Source organism: Actinoplanes sp. NPDC023801 (genome assembly GCF_040639655.1).
Classification (GTDB): Bacteria; Actinomycetota; Actinomycetes; order Mycobacteriales; family Micromonosporaceae; genus Actinoplanes.
Window position 1 is genome coordinate 65,562 of sequence record NZ_JBFAAI010000040.1, and the last position, 20,774, is coordinate 86,335.

The 20,774-nt window shown below is 71.1% G+C and carries 17 protein-coding genes; 15 read left to right on the top strand and 2 right to left on the bottom strand.

All coding sequences use genetic code 11. The features are described 5' to 3' along the window. Nucleotides 1-54: 54 nt before the first annotated feature. From rimP to AB0G04_RS40670, 12 genes are all read left to right on the top strand, one after another. A complete protein-coding gene (gene rimP, locus AB0G04_RS40615) occupies nt 55-678 on the top strand; it encodes a ribosome maturation factor RimP (RefSeq protein WP_360994869.1) in 624 nt (207 codons plus the stop codon). Next, a complete protein-coding gene (gene nusA, locus AB0G04_RS40620; RefSeq protein ID WP_360994872.1) occupies nt 675-1,691 on the top strand; it encodes a transcription termination factor NusA in 1,017 nt (338 codons plus the stop codon). Before rimP ends, nusA begins: the two co-directional genes overlap by 4 nt. Further along, nucleotides 1,669-2,055 (top strand): YlxR family protein, encoded by a 387-nt coding sequence (locus AB0G04_RS40625; RefSeq protein WP_360994925.1) that lies wholly within the window; start codon nt 1,669-1,671, stop codon nt 2,053-2,055. The genes nusA and AB0G04_RS40625 overlap by 23 nt, the downstream gene beginning before the upstream one ends. Nucleotides 2,056-2,162: 107 nt before the next feature. Beyond that, nucleotides 2,163-5,276, top strand: coding sequence for a translation initiation factor IF-2 (gene infB / locus AB0G04_RS40630; RefSeq protein WP_360994875.1), 3,114 nt, complete (start codon nt 2,163-2,165; stop codon nt 5,274-5,276). A 93-nt stretch (nt 5,277-5,369) separates the two neighbouring features. Next, nucleotides 5,370-6,401: an SAM-dependent methyltransferase gene (locus tag AB0G04_RS40635; protein ID WP_360994878.1), complete on the top strand. Its 1,032-nt coding sequence runs from the start codon at nt 5,370-5,372 to the stop codon at nt 6,399-6,401. Between the two features lie 31 nt (nt 6,402-6,432). Then, complete coding sequence (locus AB0G04_RS40640) at nt 6,433-6,726, top strand: DUF503 domain-containing protein (RefSeq protein WP_360994881.1); 294 nt, start codon at nt 6,433-6,435, stop codon at nt 6,724-6,726. Between the two features lie 69 nt (nt 6,727-6,795). Then, nucleotides 6,796-7,266: a 30S ribosome-binding factor RbfA gene (gene rbfA, locus AB0G04_RS40645; protein WP_360994884.1), complete on the top strand. Its 471-nt coding sequence runs from the start codon at nt 6,796-6,798 to the stop codon at nt 7,264-7,266. After that, the gene (locus tag AB0G04_RS40650) at nt 7,263-8,273 is read left to right on the top strand and encodes a bifunctional oligoribonuclease/PAP phosphatase NrnA (RefSeq protein ID WP_360994887.1); all 1,011 of its coding nucleotides are present in this window, start codon (nt 7,263-7,265) and stop codon (nt 8,271-8,273) included. The genes rbfA and AB0G04_RS40650 overlap by 4 nt, the downstream gene beginning before the upstream one ends. Before the next feature lie 454 nt (nt 8,274-8,727). Next, entirely contained in the window at nt 8,728-10,059 is a 1,332-nt protein-coding gene (locus AB0G04_RS40655) for an MATE family efflux transporter (RefSeq protein WP_360994889.1), read from the top strand. A gap of 115 nt (nt 10,060-10,174) precedes the next feature. Next, nucleotides 10,175-11,062 (top strand): tRNA pseudouridine(55) synthase TruB, encoded by an 888-nt coding sequence (gene truB, locus AB0G04_RS40660; RefSeq protein WP_360994892.1) that lies wholly within the window; start codon nt 10,175-10,177, stop codon nt 11,060-11,062. Between the two features lie 16 nt (nt 11,063-11,078). Beyond that, complete coding sequence (locus AB0G04_RS40665; RefSeq protein ID WP_360994895.1) at nt 11,079-12,545, top strand: class I SAM-dependent DNA methyltransferase; 1,467 nt, start codon at nt 11,079-11,081, stop codon at nt 12,543-12,545. Continuing rightward, nucleotides 12,542-13,693, top strand: coding sequence for a restriction endonuclease subunit S (locus tag AB0G04_RS40670; RefSeq protein ID WP_360994898.1), 1,152 nt, complete (start codon nt 12,542-12,544; stop codon nt 13,691-13,693). Before AB0G04_RS40665 ends, AB0G04_RS40670 begins: the two co-directional genes overlap by 4 nt. Here AB0G04_RS40670 and AB0G04_RS40675 read toward each other — a convergent pair. After that, a complete protein-coding gene (locus AB0G04_RS40675; RefSeq protein WP_360994901.1) occupies nt 13,690-14,082 on the bottom strand; it encodes a response regulator in 393 nt (130 codons plus the stop codon). The two genes, AB0G04_RS40670 and AB0G04_RS40675, sit on opposite strands and share 4 nt — an antisense overlap. A gap of 17 nt (nt 14,083-14,099) precedes the next feature. Next, nucleotides 14,100-16,733 carry a response regulator gene (locus AB0G04_RS40680; protein WP_360994904.1) on the bottom strand — a complete coding sequence of 878 codons (2,634 nt, stop codon included), beginning with the start codon at nt 16,731-16,733 and terminating at the stop codon, nt 14,100-14,102. A 102-nt stretch (nt 16,734-16,835) separates the two neighbouring features. On the opposite strand from AB0G04_RS40680, the gene AB0G04_RS40685 reads away from it, so the two are divergent. The 3 genes from AB0G04_RS40685 to AB0G04_RS40695 all read left to right on the top strand — a co-directional run bounded on the left by AB0G04_RS40685 (nt 16,836) and on the right by AB0G04_RS40695 (nt 20,712). Next, a complete protein-coding gene (locus AB0G04_RS40685; protein WP_360994907.1) occupies nt 16,836-17,768 on the top strand; it encodes a bifunctional riboflavin kinase/FAD synthetase in 933 nt (310 codons plus the stop codon). A 114-nt stretch (nt 17,769-17,882) separates the two neighbouring features. Continuing rightward, a complete protein-coding gene (rpsO, locus tag AB0G04_RS40690; protein WP_360994910.1) occupies nt 17,883-18,152 on the top strand; it encodes a 30S ribosomal protein S15 in 270 nt (89 codons plus the stop codon). Between the two features lie 202 nt (nt 18,153-18,354). After that, nucleotides 18,355-20,712: a polyribonucleotide nucleotidyltransferase gene (locus tag AB0G04_RS40695; RefSeq protein WP_360994913.1), complete on the top strand. Its 2,358-nt coding sequence runs from the start codon at nt 18,355-18,357 to the stop codon at nt 20,710-20,712. Nucleotides 20,713-20,774: the final 62 nt, after the last annotated feature.

Genomic DNA, 20,774 nt, shown 5'->3' on the forward strand with positions numbered 1-20,774 from the left:
TGCCCGGCGGCATATAGTCGTTCCTGCGAGAAAGCTAGCGAGAGGTCGAGCCCGATGACGCAGCGTGGTCGCGCCGGGGCCCGGCCCGGTGGCCGCCCCGGCGGTAACCGCCGTTCCCAGCCGGAGACCCGGAGCACCTCAGTTCCTCCCCGCGTCGATCTGACAGCGGCCCGCGCCCGGCTCCGCGAGGTGGTCGAGCCGGTCGTCGCGAAGGCCGGTTACGACCTGGAGGACCTGGCGCTCAGCCGGGCCGGCCGCCGGTTCGTGGTGCGGGTCCTGGTCGACACCGACGGCGGTATCAGCCTGGACGACGTGGCGGTGGTGTCCCGGGAGATCTCCGAGGCGCTCGACGCGGCCGAGGAGTCCGGCGGCGAGGTCCTGGCCGGGGAGTATCAGCTCGAGGTCGGCTCGCCCGGTGTGGACCGGCCGCTCACCGAGCCACGGCACTGGCGGCGCAACACCGGCCGCCTGGTGGCGGTCAACGGGCTGATCGGCCGGGTGGTCTCGGCCGGCGACGCCGGCGTGGTGCTCGACGTGGACGGTACGACGCGCGAGATCGGCTTCGCCGAGCTCGGCGCGGGCAAGGTCCAGATCGAGTTCAAGCGTATGGACGAAGCCGAGTTCGACGAGTCCGACGACGACGAAGAAGACGACGACGAAGGGGAGGGCGAGGAATGAACATCGACCTCGCGGCGCTGCGCGCCCTGGAGCGCGAGCGGGAGATCCCGTTCGAGACCATTCTGGCGGCCATCGAGACCGCATTGCTGACCGCCTACCGGCACACCGACGGCGCCGAGGGCCATGCCCGGGTGGAGATCGACCGCAAGAGCGGTGTGGCCTCCGTCCTGGCGCAGGAGCTCGACGCGGACGGCTCGGTGGTGCGCGAGTGGGACGACACCCCGCACGACTTCGGCCGGATCGCCGCGATGACCGCCAAGCAGGTGATCCTGCAGCGGCTCCGGGAGGCCACCGACGAACAGCACTTCGGGGAGTACGCGGGCCGCGACGGCGACCTGGTCACCGGGGTGGTGCAGGCCGACGCGGCACGTGCCGAAAGACACATCGTGACCGTCGACCTGGGCAAGCTGGAAGCGGTGCTGCCGCAGTCCGAGCAGGTGCCCGGCGAGACGTACCCGCACGGCACCCGGATCCGCTGCATCGTGGTGCACGTGGCGAAGGGCTTCCGCGGTCCGCAGATCACCCTGTCCCGCTCGCATCCGGCCCTGGTGAAGAAGTTGTTCGCCCTCGAGGTGCCGGAGATCGCCGACGGCACCGTGGAGATCGCCGCGATCGCACGTGAGGCAGGTCACCGGACCAAGATTGCGGTGCGGTCGACCGTTCAGGGCGTGAACGCGAAGGGCGCCTGTATCGGCCCGATGGGTCAGCGGGTCCGCGCCGTGATGAGCGAACTGCACGGCGAGAAGATCGACATCATCGACTGGTCGGACGATCCGGCCCAGTTCGTCGGCAACGCGCTCTCACCAGCGAAGGCCCTGCGTGTCGAGGTGGTGGACGCCGCCAGCCGTACGGCCCGGGTGACCGTGCCCGATTTCCAGCTGTCGCTGGCGATCGGCCGGGAGGGGCAGAACGCCAGGCTCGCCGCCCGGCTCACCGGATGGCGCATCGACATCCGCCCGGACAGCGAGCCCGCCGGAGTCTCGGACCGTGATGCGGCCGAGGCGGGGAACTGACCGGATACGCGCCGGGCGCGAACGAGAGGTAGACTTGTTCTCGGTCGGCCCGACGCGAACCTGCGTCGGCTGCCGCAAACGCGCGCCGGCCGATCGTTTGTTGCGGTTCGTCGCGGCGAATCTGGAGGGTGACCTCCAGCTTTTGCCCGATCCGGCCCGCCGACTGCCGGGGCGGGGAGCGCATTTGCATCCCGATCCGGCTTGCTTTGCGCAGGCGGAGCGACGTCGTGCCTTCGGGCGTGCGTTGCGCCTCACTGGACTTGCTAACCCAGCGCTGCTTGCGGAGCACATCCGCACGGTCTCCGTGCCGTGCGGAACCACCGATGACGAGGCGCTGGCGCCCCGTCACGACCCAGCAAGGTAGGACGACCCAGATGAGCACACGATGAAGTCCCTGAAATGACCAGGCTTCTAGTGCACGAGTGAGGTCAGTGCGGGCGCTGCTCGTACGACCTCGAAGTGAGGAGTGCAGTGCCAGGCAAGGCCCGCGTACACGAGCTCGCCAAAGAGCTCGGGGTCGACAGCAAGACCGTTCTCGCCACATTGAAGGACATGGGCGAGTTCGTTAAATCCGCGTCGAGCACCGTCGAGGCCCCCGTGGCCCGTCGGCTTCGTGGCGCGCTGGAGCAGGGCGGCGCCCTTCCGGCGTCCTCGCCGGCTCCGGCATCAGGTGCTCCCGCCGCCCCCGGTGGTGCGAGTGCAACCGCGTCCCCGCGTCCGGGTCCGCCGATGGGGCGGCCTCAGCCGCCGCGTCGTCCGGGCACGCCGCAGGGTGCGCCCTCCAACAGCCCTACGTCCCCGGCAGCGCCCACGCCCGGCCCGTTCGTCCGGCCGAAGCCGGCGACGCCCGGCCGTCCGGGCCCGACGCCCGGCCCGGTCGCGAAGCCGGCCAGCGCGCACGACATCGAGGTGGCGGCCGCCGAGGCGCGCGCCTCGGCGCTGAAGGCCGAGCAGGAGGCCGCGGTCAAGGCCGCCCAGGCCGCACAGGCTGCCCGTTCGCGGGACGCCGAGCGCCGCCCGCAGGGCACGACCGACGGTGGCGCCCAGCGCGGTCCCGGGCCCCGGCCCGGTCCGGGCAGCGTCCCGCCGCGTCCGGGTTCGCCGGCCGCCGGTCGTCCCGGTGGCCCGGGTGCTCCCGGTGGCCCTCGTCCCGGTCCCGGCGGCGGATCTCCGCGTCCGCCCGCGCGTGGCCCGGGCAACAACCCGTTCGGTGTCTCCGGCGGTGGCGCCCCGCGTCCCTCGCCGGCCTCGATGCCGCGTCCGAACCAGCCGGGCATGCCGCCCCGGCCGAGCCCTGCCTCGATGCCGCCGCGGCCCAGCCCTGCCTCGATGCCCTCGCAGCGTCCCGCCGGTCCCGGCGGTGGCCGTGGTGGCCCCGGTGGTGGCGCTGGTCGTCCCGGCGGTCCCGGTGGTGGCGCTGGTCGTCCCGGCGGTCCCGGTGGCGGCGGCGGCGGTTACCGCGGTGGCGGTGGCGGCGCTGGTGGCGGCTTCCGTCCCGGTGGCGGCGGCGGCGCTGGTGGCGGCTTCCGTCCCGGTGGCGGCGGCGGCGCTGGTGGCGGCTTCCGTCCCGGTGGCGGTACCGGTGGCCCCGTCGGTGCCGGCGCACCCGGTCGTCCCGGTGGTGGCGGTCCCGGTGGCCGCGGTCGTGGCGGTGGCGCGGCGGGTGCCTTCGGGCGTCCCGGCGGCCGGCCGACCCGTGGCCGCAAGTCGAAGAAGCAGCGGCGTCAAGAGTTCGACAACCTGTCCGCTCCGCAGATGAGCTCTGGCGCTCCCCGCGGTAACGGCCAGGAGATCCGGCTCTCCCGCGGCGCGTCTCTCTCCGACTTCGCCGACAAGATCAATGCCAACCCGGGCTCGCTCGTCCAGGAGATGTTCAACCTGGGTGAGATGGTGACCGCCACGCAGTCGGTGTCCGACGACACCCTCAAGCTGCTCGGTGTGCACCTCGGCTTCGAGGTCGTCATCGTCAGCCCCGAGGACGAGGATCGTGAGCTGCTCGCGCAGTTCGACATCGACCTCGACGCCGCGGTGGCCGAGGACCGGCTGGTCACCCGCCCGCCGGTGGTGACCGTCATGGGTCACGTCGACCACGGTAAGACGAAGCTGCTCGACGCGATCCGCAAGACCAACGTGGTCGCCGGTGAGGCGGGTGGCATCACCCAGCACATCGGTGCCTACCAGGTCGTCGTCCCGCACCAGGGCGAAGACCGGGCGATCACCTTCATCGACACCCCGGGTCACGAGGCGTTCACCGCCATGCGTGCCCGTGGTGCCAAGGTCACCGACATCGTGATCCTGGTGGTCGCGGCCGACGACGGCGTCATGCCGCAGACGGTCGAGGCGCTCAACCACGCCAAGGCGGCCGAGGTGCCGATCGTGGTCGCGGTGAACAAGGTCGACAAGCCGGACGCCAACCCGGACAAGGTCCGCCAGCAGCTGGCCGACTACGGCCTGCTCGCCGAGGACTACCAGGGCGACACGATGTTCGTGAACGTGGCGGCCAAGCCCGGCATCGGCATCGACGAGCTCCTCGAGGCCGTCCTGCTGACCGCCGACGCGGCGCTCGAGCTGACCGCCCCGATCGACGGCCCCGCCCAGGGTGTCGCGGTCGAGGCGCACCTGGACAAGGGTCGCGGTGCCGTGGCCACCGTCCTGGTGCAGAAGGGCACGCTCCGGGCCGGCGACTCGATCGTGGCGGGTGGCGCGCACGGTCGCGTCCGGGCCATGCTCGACGAGAACGGCAACCAGGTCGCCGAAGCGGGTCCGGCCCGTCCGGTCCTGGTCCTCGGTCTCACCTCGGTTCCCGCCGCGGGCGACACCTTCCTCGCCGCTGAGGACGACCGCACGGTGCGGCAGATCGCCGAGCAGCGACAGGCCCGCCGTCGTGCGGCCACCTTCGCGAACTCGGGCCGCGCCAAGTCGCTCGACGACCTGATGCGTGACCTGAAGGAGGGCGAGAAGGCTTCGCTCACCCTGGTCATCAAGGGTGACGGCTCCGGCTCGGTCGAGGCTCTCGAGGATGCTCTGTTCAACCTGAACATCCCGGAAGAGGTCCAGCTCAAGGTCATCCACCGCGGCGTCGGTGCGATCACCGAGAGCGACGTCAACCTGGCGTCGGCCTCCTCCGAGCAGACCGCGACGATCATCGGCTTCAATGTCCGGGCCTCGAACAAGGTCAAGGAGATGGCCGACCGCGCCGGCGTGGAGATCCGCTACTACAGCGTGATCTACCAGGCCATCGAGGAGATCGAGGCGGCTCTGAAGGGCCTGCTCAAGCCGGAGTTCGAAGAGGTCGAGCTCGGCACGGCGGAGATCCGCGAGGTGTTCCGCTCGTCGAAGATCGGTCTCATCGCCGGTTGTATCGTCCGGTCGGGTCTCATCCGCCGCAACACCAAGGCACGCGTCCTCCGGGACGGCGTCGTGGTGGCGGAGAGCGTCACGATCAGCTCGCTCAAGCGGTTCAAGGACGACGCCACCGAGGTCCGTGAGGGCTTCGAGTGTGGTCTGACGCTCCAGGGCTACGGCTCGCCGCAGGTCGGCGACGTCATCGAGACCTGGGAGATGCGCGAGAAGGTCCGGGCGTAACCAGCCCTGTGATTTACGGCGGCCCCCGGTGCTTACGGCACCGGGGGCCGCCCCCTTTTCCGGCCGGTTCCCGGTGGCTGGGAGGATGACGGGATGTCCTCCCGGTACGCCATGCTGCTCGCCCCGTCCGCCAACCGTGTCTACGCCGACCAGGCGTCCCGCATCTCCCAGGCGGAGCTGGCCGCATTCGGGCCGGTGCTCTCGTCCGGCCTGGACGACATCGGGGTGACGGAGCTCGGCGGCGTGGAGTACCTCACGTTCGTCGGCGACCTCGGTGAGCGCGACATCGCGTACCTGTCGAACCTTTCCTCGGCCTACGCCCTGTTCGAGCGGGTGGAGGGCGAACTGCTGCGGCCGCTCGCGCTCAGCCCGCTGGCCCGGTACGACAGCGACCTGATCACCATCCCGAAGTATGCGGGCAAGACCAACGAACAGTTCACCAAGCTGGTGCTGAACCTCACGGTGCTCGCCTCGGACTCGGCCGGTCGCATGCTCGACGGGAATCTCACCGTCCTGGACCCGCTCTGCGGCCGGGGTACCACGCTCAACCAGGCGCTGATGTACGGCTACGACGGCATCGGCGTGGAGATCGACGGCAAGGACGTCGAGGCGTACAAGCTGTTCCTGCAGACCTGGCTCAAGCGCAAGCGCCTCAAGCACACCGCCGAGCTGGTGCCGGTGCGCCGTCAGGGCCGCCGGGCCGCCCGCCGGCTGGAGGTGACCATGGCCGCCAGCAAGGACGACCACAAGGCCGGCGCCGTGCAGAAGCTGACCGTGCTGAACGCCGACACCACCCAGCTGGACGGACTGATCCGGGGCAACGTGGCCGACGTGCTGGTGGCAGACCTGCCGTACGGCGTGTCCCACGGAAGTTACGACGACGAGGGCGGCATGTCCCGGCGTCCGCTGGACCTGCTGGAGCGGGCGGTGCCGCAGTGGCTGACCCTGCTGCGTGCCGGCGGTGCGATGGGCCTGTCCTGGAACACCAAGGTCGCCAAACGTGAACTGGCCGAGGACATCCTGCTGGCGTACGGCCTGGAACTGGCGGACCACCTGCCGCTGGCGCACCGGGTCGACCAGGGCATCGAGCGCGACGTGATCGTGGCCCGGAAAAACCCGCGCTGACCGGCGCGATTCCTGGGTAACCTCCTCGCTGATGTATACCGAGACCGCTGTCTTCGACCTGCTCCTGCCCGGTGACTCGCACTCGCTGAAGCAGAAGCGTTCCTATGTCCGCCCGATCATCGCGATGCTGAGGAAGTTCGAGGTCAGTGTCGCCGAGGTCGGCTTCCAGGACCTGCACGGCCGCGCTCAGATCGGGGTGGCTGTGGTGGCCGCGGACCCGGCGCAGGCCCGTGCCGTCGTCGACACCTGTGAGAACCAGGTGGCCGGCCGGCCGGAGATCGAGCTGCTCTCGGTCAAGCGACGGCTGTACGGTGACGACGATTGACGCTGGGTACGCTTCAGCAGTTGGGCGGGGTGGTTCGACCCGCGGGATACACAGTCGGAGGTGGGCGATATGTCTGACCCAGCCAAGACGCGCCGGCACGCGGAGCGGATCAAGGAGCTGGTGGCCAGGCTGGTGCGGGAGATCAAGGACCCCCGTCTCGGCATGGTGACGATCACGGACGCCCGGATCACCGGCGACCTGCGCGAGGCGACGGTCTTCTACACGGTTCTGGGGGACGTGACCGAGCAGGCGTCCACGGCGGCGGCCCTGGAGAGCGCGAAAGGCATGCTGCGCACCCGGGTCGGCCACGCGCTCGCGCTGCGGCACTCGCCGAGTCTGGCGTTCGTGCTCGACAACGTGCAGACCCACGTCAAGGAGATCGACGACCTGCTTGCCGAGGCACGGCACCGGGACGAAGAGGTCCAGCGGATCGCGGCGAGTGCGAAGTACGCCGGTGATCCGGACCCGTACAAGAGTGACGACGACGAGTCCGAGGACGACGAAGCCGAGCGGGTCGGTGCCCGCGAGGAGAACGGGTGACCCTCGGACCCTCCGCCGGCCAGTGGGCCGCCGCTGTCGCGGCGGTCCGCTCGACCGGCCCCGATGACGAGATCCAGCTGATCTGCCACGTCAACCCGGACGGCGACGCGCTCGGCAGCATGCTCGGTTTCGGGCTCGGGTTGCGGCGCCTCGGGTACACCCGGGTGCGGGCGACGTTCCCCGGCGACTTCGTGGTGCCCGGCCCGTACCGCGACCTGCCGGGTGTTGATCTGCTGGTGCCTGAGCCGGACGCCTTCGCCGCACCCCGCCTGGTCCTGGTCTTCGATGTGGCGAGCGAGTCGCGCCTCGGCGCTCTCGCCGCCCGTGTCGCGGACACGCCGGCCAGCGTGGTGCTGGACCATCACGCGTCCAACACCGGGTTCGGCGGGGTCCAGCTGGTCGACCCGCGGGCGGCGGCCACCTCGGTGGTCGCTGACGGGCTGCTCAGCCGCCTCGGTGTGCCGCTGGACGCCGAGATCGCGGAGTGCCTGTACGTCGCTCTGGCGACCGACACCGGCTCGTTCAAGTTCGACATGACCACGGTATCGGTTCATGAGCTGGCCGCGCGGCTGATCGCGACGGGGATCCGCCCGGGCGAGATCTCCCGGCGGATCTTCGACAGCAAGCCGTTCGGCGCGATGAAGCTGACCGGCGAGGTGATCGGCCGGGCCGTGCTGGAACCGGACGCGGCCGGTGGCCGGGGCATGGTGTGGACCTACGCCACGCTGGCGGACCTGGCGCGGCACGGCCAGCCGCCCTACGTGCTGGACGCGTTGATCGACCCGGTGCGGTCGGTGGCCGAGGCCGACGTCTCGGTGGTGGTGAAGCAGGTGGCACCGGGCGAGTGGTCGGTGTCGCTGCGCAGCAAGGGCGCGGTCGACGTGAGCGGTGTGGCGGTTTCGCAGGGTGGTGGCGGGCACCGTCTGGCGGCGGGTTTCACCGGGTACGGCGAGGCCGCCGAGGTGGTGGACACGGTGCGTCTGCTACTTGACGAGCATCTGAACTAGTCGATGTTTCACCTGCATGGCGGGGGTCACCCGGAAGGGTGGCTCCCGTTTTTCTCGTCCCGGATCGCGGGAACGCGGCGTGTGGGGGCATGACTGAACGTTAGTTTGGGGCCTGAACGGTGATTTGGTTCCGCCCGGCTGCCACCGACGCCATCGGCGAGACCTCGAGCCACCCGTGCCCACCGGCCCGGGTCGCGTCACCCGGGCCAGAGGCCGCGGCGACCCCGCGCCGGCCGGTGACGCCCCGCTCGACCGCCTCCGGGCGCGCGTTTCTCGCGCGCCCGTACCCGTTGGAAGGATTTTCCTCATGGCCGCCAAGCCGAAGCCCCAGCCCGCTGACGACGCCGCCGAGCAGGCCCGCCGCGCTCTGCAGACCTCGATGGACACGCGTCAGTAGATGTAAGTGACGGGTCGCCTTGCGACCCTTACCGGCGGGCGGGCATCATGAGTTCCCATGAGCCCGCCCGCCGATGCGTACACCCCGTCGCGCCGCACCGCGACGGCACGCCGGATCGCCGGCCTGGCGCTGCCCGCACTCGTGGTGCTGGCCGCCGAGCCGCTCTACGTCCTGGTCGACACCGCCGTGGTCGGCCACCTCGGCTCGGTGCCGCTGGCCGCCGTCGCGATCGGCGGGACGGTGATGTCGCTCGCCGTCTGGTTCGGCACGCTCATGGCGTACGGGACCACCGGCCGTGCCGCCCGCCGGTTCGGCGCCGGTGATCGGGCCGCCGCGGTTGCCGAGGGGGTCCAGGCCTCCTGGCTCGCACTGGGTGTCGGACTGGTCCTCGCCCTGATCGGGGTGATCGCCTCCGCCCCGCTGGCGGGGCTGCTGGCCGGTGACCCGGAGATCGCCGAGGCGGCCGCCGGCTGGCTGCGGATCGCCGCGCTCGGTGCGCCGGGCCTGCTGCTCGCCGCGGCCGGCAACGGCTGGATGCGCGGCGTCCAGGACGCCCGCCGGCCGCTCTGGATCGTTCTCGGCGCCAACGTGCTCTCGGCGGTCCTCTGCCCGATCCTGGTCTATCCGATGGGTCTCGGGCTGACCGGCTCGGCGATCGCGAACGTGACCGCGCAGACCGTCGGCGGTGCCCTGTTCCTGGCCGCGCTGATCCGCCAGACCCGGCAGCTCCGCCCGATCCCGTCGGTCATCGCGAGTCAGGTGGTGCTCGGGCGTGACCTGCTGATCCGCGGCGCCGCCTTCCAGGTCTGCTTCCTGTCCGCGACCGCGGTCGCCGCCCGGTTCGGGGTGGCGGCGGTCGGTGCACACCAGATCGCGCTGCAGCTGTGGTTCTTCGCGGCGCTCGCCCTCGACGCCGTGGCGATCGCCGCACAGTCACTGGTCGGGGCGGCCCTCGGTGCCGGCGACGCGGACGAGGCCCGGGACGTCGCCCGCCGGGTCACCCTGGCCGGCGGAGTGGCCGCGGTGGCCTTCGCCGTGCTGGCCGCGGCCGGCGCCTCGGTGGTGCCCGGGTGGTTCACGCCCGACCCGGCGGTGCACGAGCAGGCGGCGATCGTCTGGCCCTGGTTCGTGGCGCTGCTGCCGTTCGCCGGGATCGTCTATGCCCTGGACGGTGTGCTCATCGGTGCCGGGGACGTGGCCTTCCTGCGGACGCTGACGGCGCTGTCGGCGCTGCTCGGCTTCCTCCCGGCGATCTGGCTGGCGTACGCGTTCGACCTCGGGCTCGGCGGCGTCTGGGCCGGTCTCGGACTGTTCACCCTGGCCCGGTTCGCCGGTCTGCTCCTGCGCTGGCGCTCACCGCGCTGGGCGGTCACCGGCGCCACCCGCTGAAAAACCCCCCGGCTGGCCCCCACCGCTGTCTCAGGCCGCCCGACCCGGCGGCCGGCCGGCACCGTTGTCTCAAGGGGGCTGAGACAGCGGTGAGAGCCGGCTTTAGGGTGGGCGGGTGAACACGGACGGACTGATCGTGGTGGACAAACCGGCCGGGATGACGTCGCACGACGTCGTCGCCCGGATCCGGCGGCTGGCGAAGACCCGGCGGGTGGGGCACGGGGGCACGCTGGACCCGATGGCGACCGGCGTCCTGATCATCGGCGTCAACCGGGCCACCCGGCTGCTGACCTATGTGATCGGCGCGGAGAAGAGCTACGCCGCCACGATCCGGCTCGGCGAGTCGACGATCACCGACGACGCCGAGGGCGACGTGTCCGGGACCGCATCGGCCGGCCACGTCACCGACGAGGCGATCCGGGCCGGTCTGGCCGTCCAGGTCGGTGAGATCGACCAGGTGCCGAGCGCGGTCAGCGCCATCAAGATCAACGGCGAGCGGGCCTACAAGCGGGTCCGTGAGGGTGAAACCGTGGAGATCCCGGCCCGCCGCATCACGATCCACAAGCTCGATGTGCTCGCCATCCGGCGGCCGGACGACCGTGACGTGGTCGATGTGGACATCGAAGTGACGTGCTCCTCCGGCACGTACATCCGGGCCATCGCCCGTGACCTCGGCGCCGCCCTCGGCGTCGGCGGCCACCTCACCGCGCTGCGCCGGACCGCGGTCGGCGGCATGGCGCTGGACGCCGCGTCCACCCTGGCCGAACTGGAGGAACGTGCCCCCGACGTGATCGATCTCCCGCTCGCCGAGGCGGCCCGCCGGGCGTTCCCGCAACGCGTCGCCACCGAGGAGGAGACCCGCGTGCTGCGCCACGGCGGTCCACTGGACCCGGTCGGCATCGAGGGGCCGTACGCCGTCTTCGACTCCTCCGGTGAGGTGCTCGCCGTCGTCAGTGAACGCGGCGGCCGGGCGCGTGCCGAGATCGTCCTCGCGCCCGCCTGACGAGTAGGCTGCGCCGGTGATCGGCGGTGAGCTGAGGAACAGGATCGACCGGGTGTGGGACGCCTTCTGGTCGGGTGGGATCTCCAACCCGCTGGAGGTGACCGAGCAGATCACCTACCTGATGTTCCTGCGGCTGCTGGACGAGCTGCACGCCCGCCGGGAACGCGACGCGGCAAGCGGCGGCGAGCTGATCAAGGACCCGGTCTTCACCGCGGAGACGGAGCGGCTGCGCTGGTGCCGGTTCACCGCCGAGAAGCCGGCCGACATGCTGGCGATCGTCGGCGACGAGGTCTTCCCGTGGCTGCGCACGCTCGGCCGGGACGGGTCGGCCTTCGCGCACCACATGCGTGACGCCCGGTTCACCGTGCCGACCGCGGCGCTTCTGGCCCGGGCGGTACGCATGATCGACGACCTGGCGCTGGACGGGCGGGACACCAAGGGCGACCTGTACGAGTACATGCTCAGCAGGATCGCCACGGCCGGGCAGAACGGGCAGTTCCGTACGCCCCGGCACATCATCGAGGTGATCGTCGAGATGATGGCGCCCGGCCCGGACGACGAGATCTGCGACCCGGCCTGCGGCACGGCGGGTTTCCTGGTGGCGAGCGCGGCGTACGTGAGCCGGACGCACCGGGAGGCCCTCCTCGATCCCGGCCGGCGCCGGCACTTCGGCACCGCCATGTTCCACGGCTTCGACTTCGACCGGACGATGTTGCGCATCGCGAGCATGAACATGCTGCTGCACGAGGTCGAGCAGCCGGACATCCGCTACCGGGACTCGCTGGCCGAGAGTGCCGCAGAGGACGCCGGCCGGTACTCGATGGTCCTGGCCAATCCGCCGTTCGCCGGCAGCCTGGACGACGAGACGATCGCCGCGGATCTGCGCCGGACGGTTCGGACCCGCAAGACCGAGCTGCTGTTCCTGGCATTGGTGCTGCGCCTGCTGCGACCCGGCGGCCGGGCCGCGGTGATCGTCCCGGAGGGGGTGCTGTTCGGCTCGACCCGCGCGCATCGTGATCTGCGGCGGACCCTGGTCGAGGAGCAGCAGCTGGAGGCGGTCGTCAAGCTTCCGGGTGGCGTCTTCAAGCCGTACGCCGGTGTCTCGACCGCCGTTCTGATCTTCCGGCGGACCGACGCCGGTGGCACCGGTGACGTCTGGTTCTACGAGGTGACCGCCGACGGCTACACCCTCGACGACCGGCGCGCGCCGCTGCCGGCCGGCGCCAGTGACCTCCCCGACCTGCTGGCCCGCTGGGCGCATCGGGACGGCAGGGAACGCGAGCGGGCGCGTACCGACCGCAGCTTCCGCGTCCCCCGCGAGGAGATCGCGGCCCAGGGGTACGACCTGAGCCTCAACCGCTACCGGCGGGTCGTCCACGAGGAGCTCGAGTTCCGGTCGTCCACCGCGATCCTGGACGACCTGGAACGGATCGAGTCGGAGATCCAGCAGGGCCTGTCGGAGCTGAAGGGCCTGCTCGGTTGACCGCTCCTGGACTCGTCCCCCTCGGTGATCTGATGGCCGGCCGTGCCACCACGGTGAATCCGGCCCGGCACACGGGGGAGGAGTTCGAGCTGTACGGCATCCGGGCCTACGACCGGGGCGGACCGGACATCGTCCGCGGGTCCGCGATCGGTTCCCCGAAACAGCTCGTCCAGCCCGGCGACGTGCTCCTGTCGAGGATCGTCCCGCATCTGCGCCGCGCCTGGGTGGTCGGGCCGGACACCGGCCGGCGCAAGCTGGCATCAAGCGAGTGGATCGTGTTCCGGTCCCCAGCGGTCGATCCCGGCTATCTCCGCCACCTGCTGCTCGGCGACGAGTTCCACGCCAGTTTCATGACCACCGTGGCCGGGGTCGGCGGCTCCCTGCTGCGGGCCCGTCCGGCGTTCGTCGCGCAGATCCGGGTGCCGGTGCCGCCGCCGGCCGGCCAGCGCCGGATAGCCGCGATGCTGAGCCGGGCCGAAGCGCTGCGCGCCCGCCGCCGGGAGGCCGGGGCCCTGCTGTCCGAGCTGTCGGGCACGCTCTTCCCGGAGATGTTCGGCAATCCGGCCGGGAGCCGCGTGCGGTGGCCCACGGTGCCGCTGGGCGCGCTGGCGAGGGTGGTCCGGGGCGCGTCACCGCGGCCGGCCGGCGATCCCCGTTACTTCGGCGGGACGATCCCGTGGCTCCGGATCTCCGACGTCACCGCGGCTGCCGGGCGGGTGGTCGGGCAGATCCGGGGAACCCTGACCGAGGCGGGCCGGGCGAAGAGCGTGTACCTGGAGGCGGGGACCCTGGTCCTCACCGGCAGCGCCACGGTCGGGGTCCCGAAGTTCCTCGGCACCGGCGCCTGCGTCCACGACGGCTTCCTGGCGTTCCCCGACCTGTCCGGGCGGATCCTGGCCGACTATCTCTACGGGTACTTCCGGATCATGCGGCCGCACCTGTCCCGGCTCGCCCCGGAGGGTACGCAGAAGAACCTGAACACCGCGATCGTCAAAGCGCTCGAGGTGCCGGTCCCGCCGCTGGACCTGCAGCACGAGTTCCGGCGGCGGACGGCTGCGGTGCAGCAGCTGGAGGCGGCCGCCGGCCGGAGTGCGGCCGCGCTGGACGAGATGGCCGGGGCACTGCGGCAGCGGGCCTTCCGGTTCTAGGCGGAGCCCAGGTGACGCGCGATCGTGGCGACCAGATCGGCGGCGGCGTACGGCTTGTCGAGGAAGTCGTCACAGCCGGCCTCGAGGGCCGCCTTCTGATCCTGCGGCAGCACGCTGGCGGTGACCGCGACCACCGGCGGTCGCGGCGCTCCGGTCGCGGAGAGTTCGCGAGCCAGCGTGAGACCGTTGCCGTCGGGCAGGTTGAGGTCGAGCAGGATCAGGTCGAACTCGCTGTCCGCCAGCCGCTGCCGGGCGGCGGTCAGGGTCTCCGCGTCGACCAGCTGGGCGTCCCGCACCGCGGCGATGGAAGCCCGTGCCAGCACCGCCTTGACCAGCATGCGATTCAGTTCCTCGTCCTCGACCAGCAGGATGCGGTGCGGTTCGCTCACGGGTTGGGCCTCCGGGCCTAGACGGGTGGGACTGCGCTGCGGATCGTGATGTCGCTCGCGGAGATCCGGGTGCGACCGTGCCGGGCCGCCGGGTGGGGTCTGAGCCGTGGTGGCCGGGCCTCGATGCCGGCCAGGGCCTCGGCGGCCACACCACCCGCCATCGCGGTGGCGATCAGCGGGGCCGCGTTCCCGGAGGTGAGTGCGGTCGCGCTCAGCCCCAGCACCGGGGTGTGCCGTCCGGCTGGATCCTGTTCGATGGCGGCCAGCAGGCTGAAACCGTCCTCCTCGGGGCACTGCATGTCGCAGACGATGAGGTCGAACTCCCCGGTGCGGCTGCGTGCCAGCCCGTCGCGCCCGTCGGCGCAGGTCACCACGTCGGCGCCGCCGGCCCGAAGCCCCTTCTCGACGGCTTCGCGCATCTCGTCGTCGTGGTCGACCAGCAGCACCCTCGGGGCGGGCCGGGCGGCGACGGCGCCGGCCAGGGCGCTGAGCAGCGTCGGCTGGTCGACCGGCTTGACGAACCAGTCGTGCGCGCCCAGGGAGATCCCGGCCGGGGCCTCGTCCAGGATGCTGGCGAAGAAGACCGGGATGCCGGCCAGCCGGTGATCGGCCTTGACGCGGCGCAGCACCTCCCAGCCGTCGATCCCGGGCAGCGTGACGTCGAGGACCACCGCGTCCGGCCGGTGCTCGCGGGCCAGGGCCAGCCCGCTCTCGCCGGTCCCGGCCACCTCGACCCGGTACCCGGCGTTGCCGATCTGGGTGCGCATCAGCTCGGCGGACTGCGGATCGTCCTCGATGAGCAGCACGTACGGCCCCGGGCCGGGGTGTTCCGCCGAGGCGGTCACCGAGGTGGCCGGCAGCTCGACGGTGAACTCGCTGCCACGCCCGGGTTCCGAGGTGAGGCTGATCCGCCCGTGATGGGCGGCGACCAGCCGCCGGGTCAGCGCGAGCCCGAGGCCGGTGCCGGAGTGCCGTCGTTCCGGGTCGCCGGCCTGCTGGAACTCGTCGAAGACACGTTCCAGGTCCTCGGTGGGGATGCCGACACCGGTGTCGGCCACCACGATCCGGATCCGGTCACCCTCGGCACGGGCGGTGACCGTGACGGCGCCGTCCTCGGGGGTGAACTTGACCGCGTTGGAGAGCAGGTTCTCGACGATCTGGCGGAACCGCAGACGGTCGGCGAGCACGGTGACCGGGGCCAGATCGGCGCGGACCGCCAGCCGTTTGCCGGTGAAGAGTGGGGCCAGCGTGGTGAGCAGATCCTCGATCGCGGTGTCCACCCGTACCGGGGTGAGCCGCAGTTCCATCCGGCCGGACTCGACCTTGGTGAGGTCCAGGATGTCGTTGATCAGGCCGAGCAGGTGGCGGCCGCTGCCGTGGACGTGGTCCACCCAGTCGGCGGGTACCCGGCGGCGGTCACCGTCCGGCTCCTCGACCCGCATCAGGTCACTGAAACCGATGATCGCGTTCAGCGGCGTACGCAACTCGTGGCTCATGTTGGCCAGGAATTCGCTCTTCGCCTGACTGGCCCGGGTCAGCGCGGACACCGATGCGCTCAGCTCAGTCGTGATCGCCTGCCGTTCGGCCAGCACCCCGGCCTGGCCGCCCAGTTCGGCGAGCAGTATCAGGTCGTCATCGCTGAACAGGTTCCGGTGCCGGTTGAACAGGAGCACCGCCCCCTCGACGTCGGGCGGGACCCGGATCGGCAGCACCCGGACGTAGTCGTCGGCCAGTCCGGCCCCGAAATGGCCGATCAGGCCGGGCCCGCCGGCTCGTAGCCGGATCGGTACGCCGGCTCCGGCCAGGGTGCTCATGTCGGCGTCGATCGGCTGGCCGGAGGCCGGCAGCACCGGGCCGGAGTAGGCGATCCGGTGCAGTGTCCCGTCGTCTCCGTGCAGCACCACCGCCACCGCGTCGGCACCGGTCTGGGTTCGCATGATCTCGGCGTACGTCTGCCACACCTGTTCCGGTGAGTCGGCCGGCGCGCGCAGCAGGCGTTCGGTGACCGACTGGGCCGCGGCCGCCGAGAACAACCGTCGCAGCCAGCGGGGCGGCTGGAAGGCGATCAGGTAACCGAGCGCACTGATCAGGGCGAGCACGACGCTGATGTCCCGCGTCAGAGGGTTCCGGCCACCCAGGAGCATGATCAGCAGCCCGAAGACGAGGGTGGCTCCCGCGGCGATCGACAACCGTGCCCGGTTGGCGCCGGTACGGGTCCGGGCCTCGCCCCAGAACAGCGCGGCCGCGACGGTCTGGACCGTCAGGAAGTAGGCCACCGCGGCGAGTCGGGCCCAGCCCGGCAGCGGCCGGTCGAGCAGCACCAACGGTGTCAGCACCGCCACGTAGCCGACCAGGACTCCGGCGGTCAGGACCGGGGACACCGATCGCAGCCGGCCTGCCAGTCGCAGGGTGAGGTAGGGCTGCGCCATCAGCGTGACGGCATTGACCACGCTGACCCAGCGGGGCAGTGTGCCGTTGGCCACCCGCGCCATGTCCAGGCAGAAGACCAGCATCAGCGGGGTGAAGACCAGGGTCACGTCACGTTGCAGCGGGTCGCGGGTGCGCCGCCAGGCGAGCAGCGCGCGCAGGAACAACACCGCGAAGGTGACCTCCGCAGCGAGCAGTACGAGGCGACTCCACTCGACGCTCATTTCATGATTTATCGTACCGGGGTGGGTGGTGTGGAGGGCTGATACCGGCCTGCTGAACGATCGATACGCTGGGGCGGGTAAACGTCGGCTGAGGAGCGTTCGATGCAGCGATGGCGGGGGTTGGAGACGATCCCGTCGGGATGGGGCCGATCGGTCGTGACGATCGGTGTCTTCGACGGGGTGCACCGCGGCCACCAGGCGATCATCGGGCACGCCGTGAAGCGCGCCCGTGACTCCGGTCTGCAGTCGGTGGTGATGACGTTCGATCCGCACCCGTCCGAGGTGGTCCGGCCCGGCTCGCATCCGGCCGTGCTCACCGAGCCGGTCCGCAAGGCGGAACTGATCGAGGGACTGGGCGTGGACGCGCTGTGCGTGGTGCCGTTCACCCCGGCCTTCTCGCAGCTGACCCCGAACGAGTTCGTGCACGACGTGCTTGTCGAGTCGCTGCACACCGCTGCCGTGGTGGTCGGTGACAACTTCCGGTTCGGGCACCGGGCCGCCGGCGACGTGGAGCTGCTCGAGTCGCTCGGCCGCACGTTCGGCTTCACCGTCGAGGACGCGCCACTGGTCTCCGAGGACGGGCTGGTGTTCTCCTCGACGTACATCCGCAGTTGTGTGGACGCCGGGGACGTGCGGGCCGCGGCGAACGCGCTGGGCCGTCCGCATCGCCTGGCCGGTGTGGTGGTCCGCGGTGACCAGCGGGGCCGTGAACTCGGCTTCCCCACCGCCAATCTGATGACGCACCGATATGCCGCCGTGCCCGCCGACGGAATCTATGCTGCGTGGCTCACCCGCGGCGGTGAGAACGGTGCTCGTCTTCCGGCGAGCGTTTCGATCGGCACCAATCCCACTTTCTCCGGCCGGGAACGGCGGGTGGAGGCGTACGTCCTCGATTTCTCCGGGGATCTGTACGGCGAGCGGGTGAGTCTCGATTTCGTCGCCCACCTGCGCGAGCAGCGGACATACGACGGCATCGATCCGCTGATCGCGCAGATCCGGGCAGACGTCGAAGAGACCCGGGTGTTGCTCGGATGACCCCCTGGTAGGGTTGAACGGTCGTTGGAATATCCGACACCGGTCCCGCCTGCCTGCCCGACGCCGCGGGTCGCGGGGTAACCGTGAAATCGGCAACACAGAAGTCCGGAGAACATGGCGCTCGATCAAGAGACCAAGAACAAGATCATGGGTGAGTACGCGACCAAGGACGGCGACACCGGTTCGCCCGAGGTCCAGGTCGCGATGCTGACCAAGCGGATCGCCGACCTCACCGAGCACCTCAAGCGGCACAAGCACGACCACCACAGCCGTCGTGGTCTGCTGCTGCTCGTCGGTCAGCGTCGTCGTCTGCTGAACTACGTTCAGAAGAAGGACATCGCCCGCTACCGGACGCTCATCGAGCGTCTCGGCCTGCGCCGATAGTTTTGATCCCGGGGGAGCGGCCGTTCGGCGGTTTCCCCGGGAAGCACCACTGACACCCCACGGACCCGCGCGGATCACACCCGTCAGCACCGGTCCTCGGTAGTGGTTCCCAGGTGACGTCCCTGGGCACTTCGATCGAAGACCGGCTCGGCTGAAACGCGCTGTTGACCGCCGGGTCCTCGACGAAGGAGTACCGCACTTCATGACAGAGCAGAACAACGCTCTCGGCAACGAATCCCGCACCGCCGTCATCGACAACGGCTCGTTCGGCACCCGCGAGATCGTGTTCCGGGTCGGCCGCCTCGCACAGCAGGCTGCCGGCTCCGTGATCGTCCAGCTGGGCGACACCACTGTCCTCTCCGCGACGACCGCCAGCAAGCAGCCGAAGGACCACTTCGACTTCTTCCCGCTGACCGTCGACGTCGAGGAGCGGATGTACGCCGCCGGCCGCATCCCCGGCTCGTTCTTCCGGCGTGAGGGCCGTCCGTCCGAGGACGCCATCCTCACCTGCCGCCTGATCGACCGGCCGCTGCGCCCGTCGTTCACCAAGGGCCTGCGCAACGAGGTCCAGGTCGTCGAGACCGTCCTCGCGCTGGACCCGTCCCACCCGTACGACGTCGTCGCGATGAATGCCGCCTCGATGTCGACGAAGCTCTCCGGCCTGCCGTTCAGCGGCCCGGTCGGCTCGACCCGTGTCGCGCACGTCGAGGGCCAGTGGATCGCGTTCCCGACCCTCGAGGAGCTTGAGCGGGCGACCTTCGACATGGTCGTGGCCGGTCGCGTCACCGCCGACGGCGACGTCGCGATCATGATGGTCGAGGCCGAGGCCACCCCGCACGCGATCAAGCTGATCTCGGCCGGTGCCGTCGCGCCGACCGAGGAGATCGTCGCGAGCGGCCTGGAGGCCGCGAAGCCCGCGATCCGCGAGCTGTGCCGCGCGCAGAGCGAGCTGGCCGAGATCGCCGCCAAGCCGGTCGCCGAGTTCCCGGTCTTCCTGGACTACCAGGACGACGTCTACTCCGCCGTCGTGGAGGCCGTCCGCGAGGAGACCGCCGAGGCTCTGAAGATCGCCGGCAAGCAGGAGCGCGAGGAAGCCCTCGACCTGGTCAAGGCGAAGGCGCACGAGCTGCTCGACGAGCGGTTCGAGGGCCGGGAGAAGGAGATCAGCGCGGCGTTCCGCTCGGTCACCAAGTCCGAGGTGCGTCAGCGGGTGCTGCGCGAGCAGATCCGCATCGACGGCCGCGGCCCGCGCGACATCCGCGCGCTGACCGCCGAGGTCGGCGTGCTGCCGCGGGTGCACGGCTCGGCGCTGTTCGAGCGCGGCGAGACCCAGATCCTGGGCGTCACCACGCTGAACATGCTGCGCCTGGAGCAGTCGCTGGACACTCTCGCTCCCGAGAAGACCAAGCGCTACATGCACAACTACAACTTCCCGCCGTACTCGACCGGTGAGACCGGCCGGGTGGGCTCGCCGAAGCGCCGCGAGATCGGTCACGGCGCCCTGGCCGAGCGGGCCCTGGTGCCCGTGCTGCCGTCGCGGGAGGAGTTCCCGTACGCGATCCGTCAGGTCTCCGAGGCTCTCGGCTCCAACGGCTCCACCTCGATGGGTTCGGTCTGCGCCTCGACGCTGGCCCTGCTCAGCGCCGGTGTGCCGCTGAAGGCCCCGGTCGCCGGTATCGCCATGGGCCTGATCTCCGACGAGGTCGACGGCAAGACGCAGTACGTCGCGCTGACCGACATCCTGGGCGCCGAGGACGCGTTCGGTGACATGGACTTCAAGGTCGCCGGCACGTCCGAGTTCGTCACCGCCCTGCAGCTGGACACCAAGCTCGACGGCATCCCGTCGGACGTGCTGGCCGGCGCGCTGGAGCAGGCCCGGGAGGCCCGCGCCACGATCCTGTCGGTGATGACCGCCGCCATCGAGGGCCCGGCCGCGATGAGCGAGCACGCCCCGCGGGTCACCACCGTGAAGATCCCGGTCGACAAGATCGGCATGGTGATCGGCCCGAAGGGCCAGACCATCAACGCCATCCAGGACGAGACCGGCGCCGACATCTCCATCGAGGACGACGGCACCATCTACGTCGGTGCGACCAACGGCCCGGCGGCCGAGGCCGCGGTCGAGCGGATCAACGCGATCGCCAACCCGACGCTGCCGAAGGTCGGCGACAAGTTCCTCGGCACCGTGGTGAAGACCGCCGCGTTCGGCGCCTTCATCTCGCTGCTGCCCGGCCGCGACGGCCTGCTGCACATCTCCAAGGTGGGCGACGGCAAGCGGGTCGACAAGGTCGAGGACTTCCTCAACGTCGGCGACAAGGTCGAGGTGTCCATCGCGGACATCGACGCCCGCGGCAAGATCTACCTGGACAAGGTCCGCCCGGAGGGCGAGGAGGCTCCGGCCGCTCCGGCCGCTCCGGCCGAGGGTGCCGCCGAGGGTGCTGCCGAGGGCCGGGAAAGCCGTCCGCCGCGCGAGGACCGTGGCCCCCGCGAGGGCGGTGGCGAGCCCCGGCGTCGCCGGTCGCGCTCGGCCGGAGGCGACCGCGGCGAGCGCCGCGACTAAGTGACAGCGAACGAAGGACGCGGGCCCGGCCCGAGGGCCCCCCGCGGCGCTACCCCGGCCCG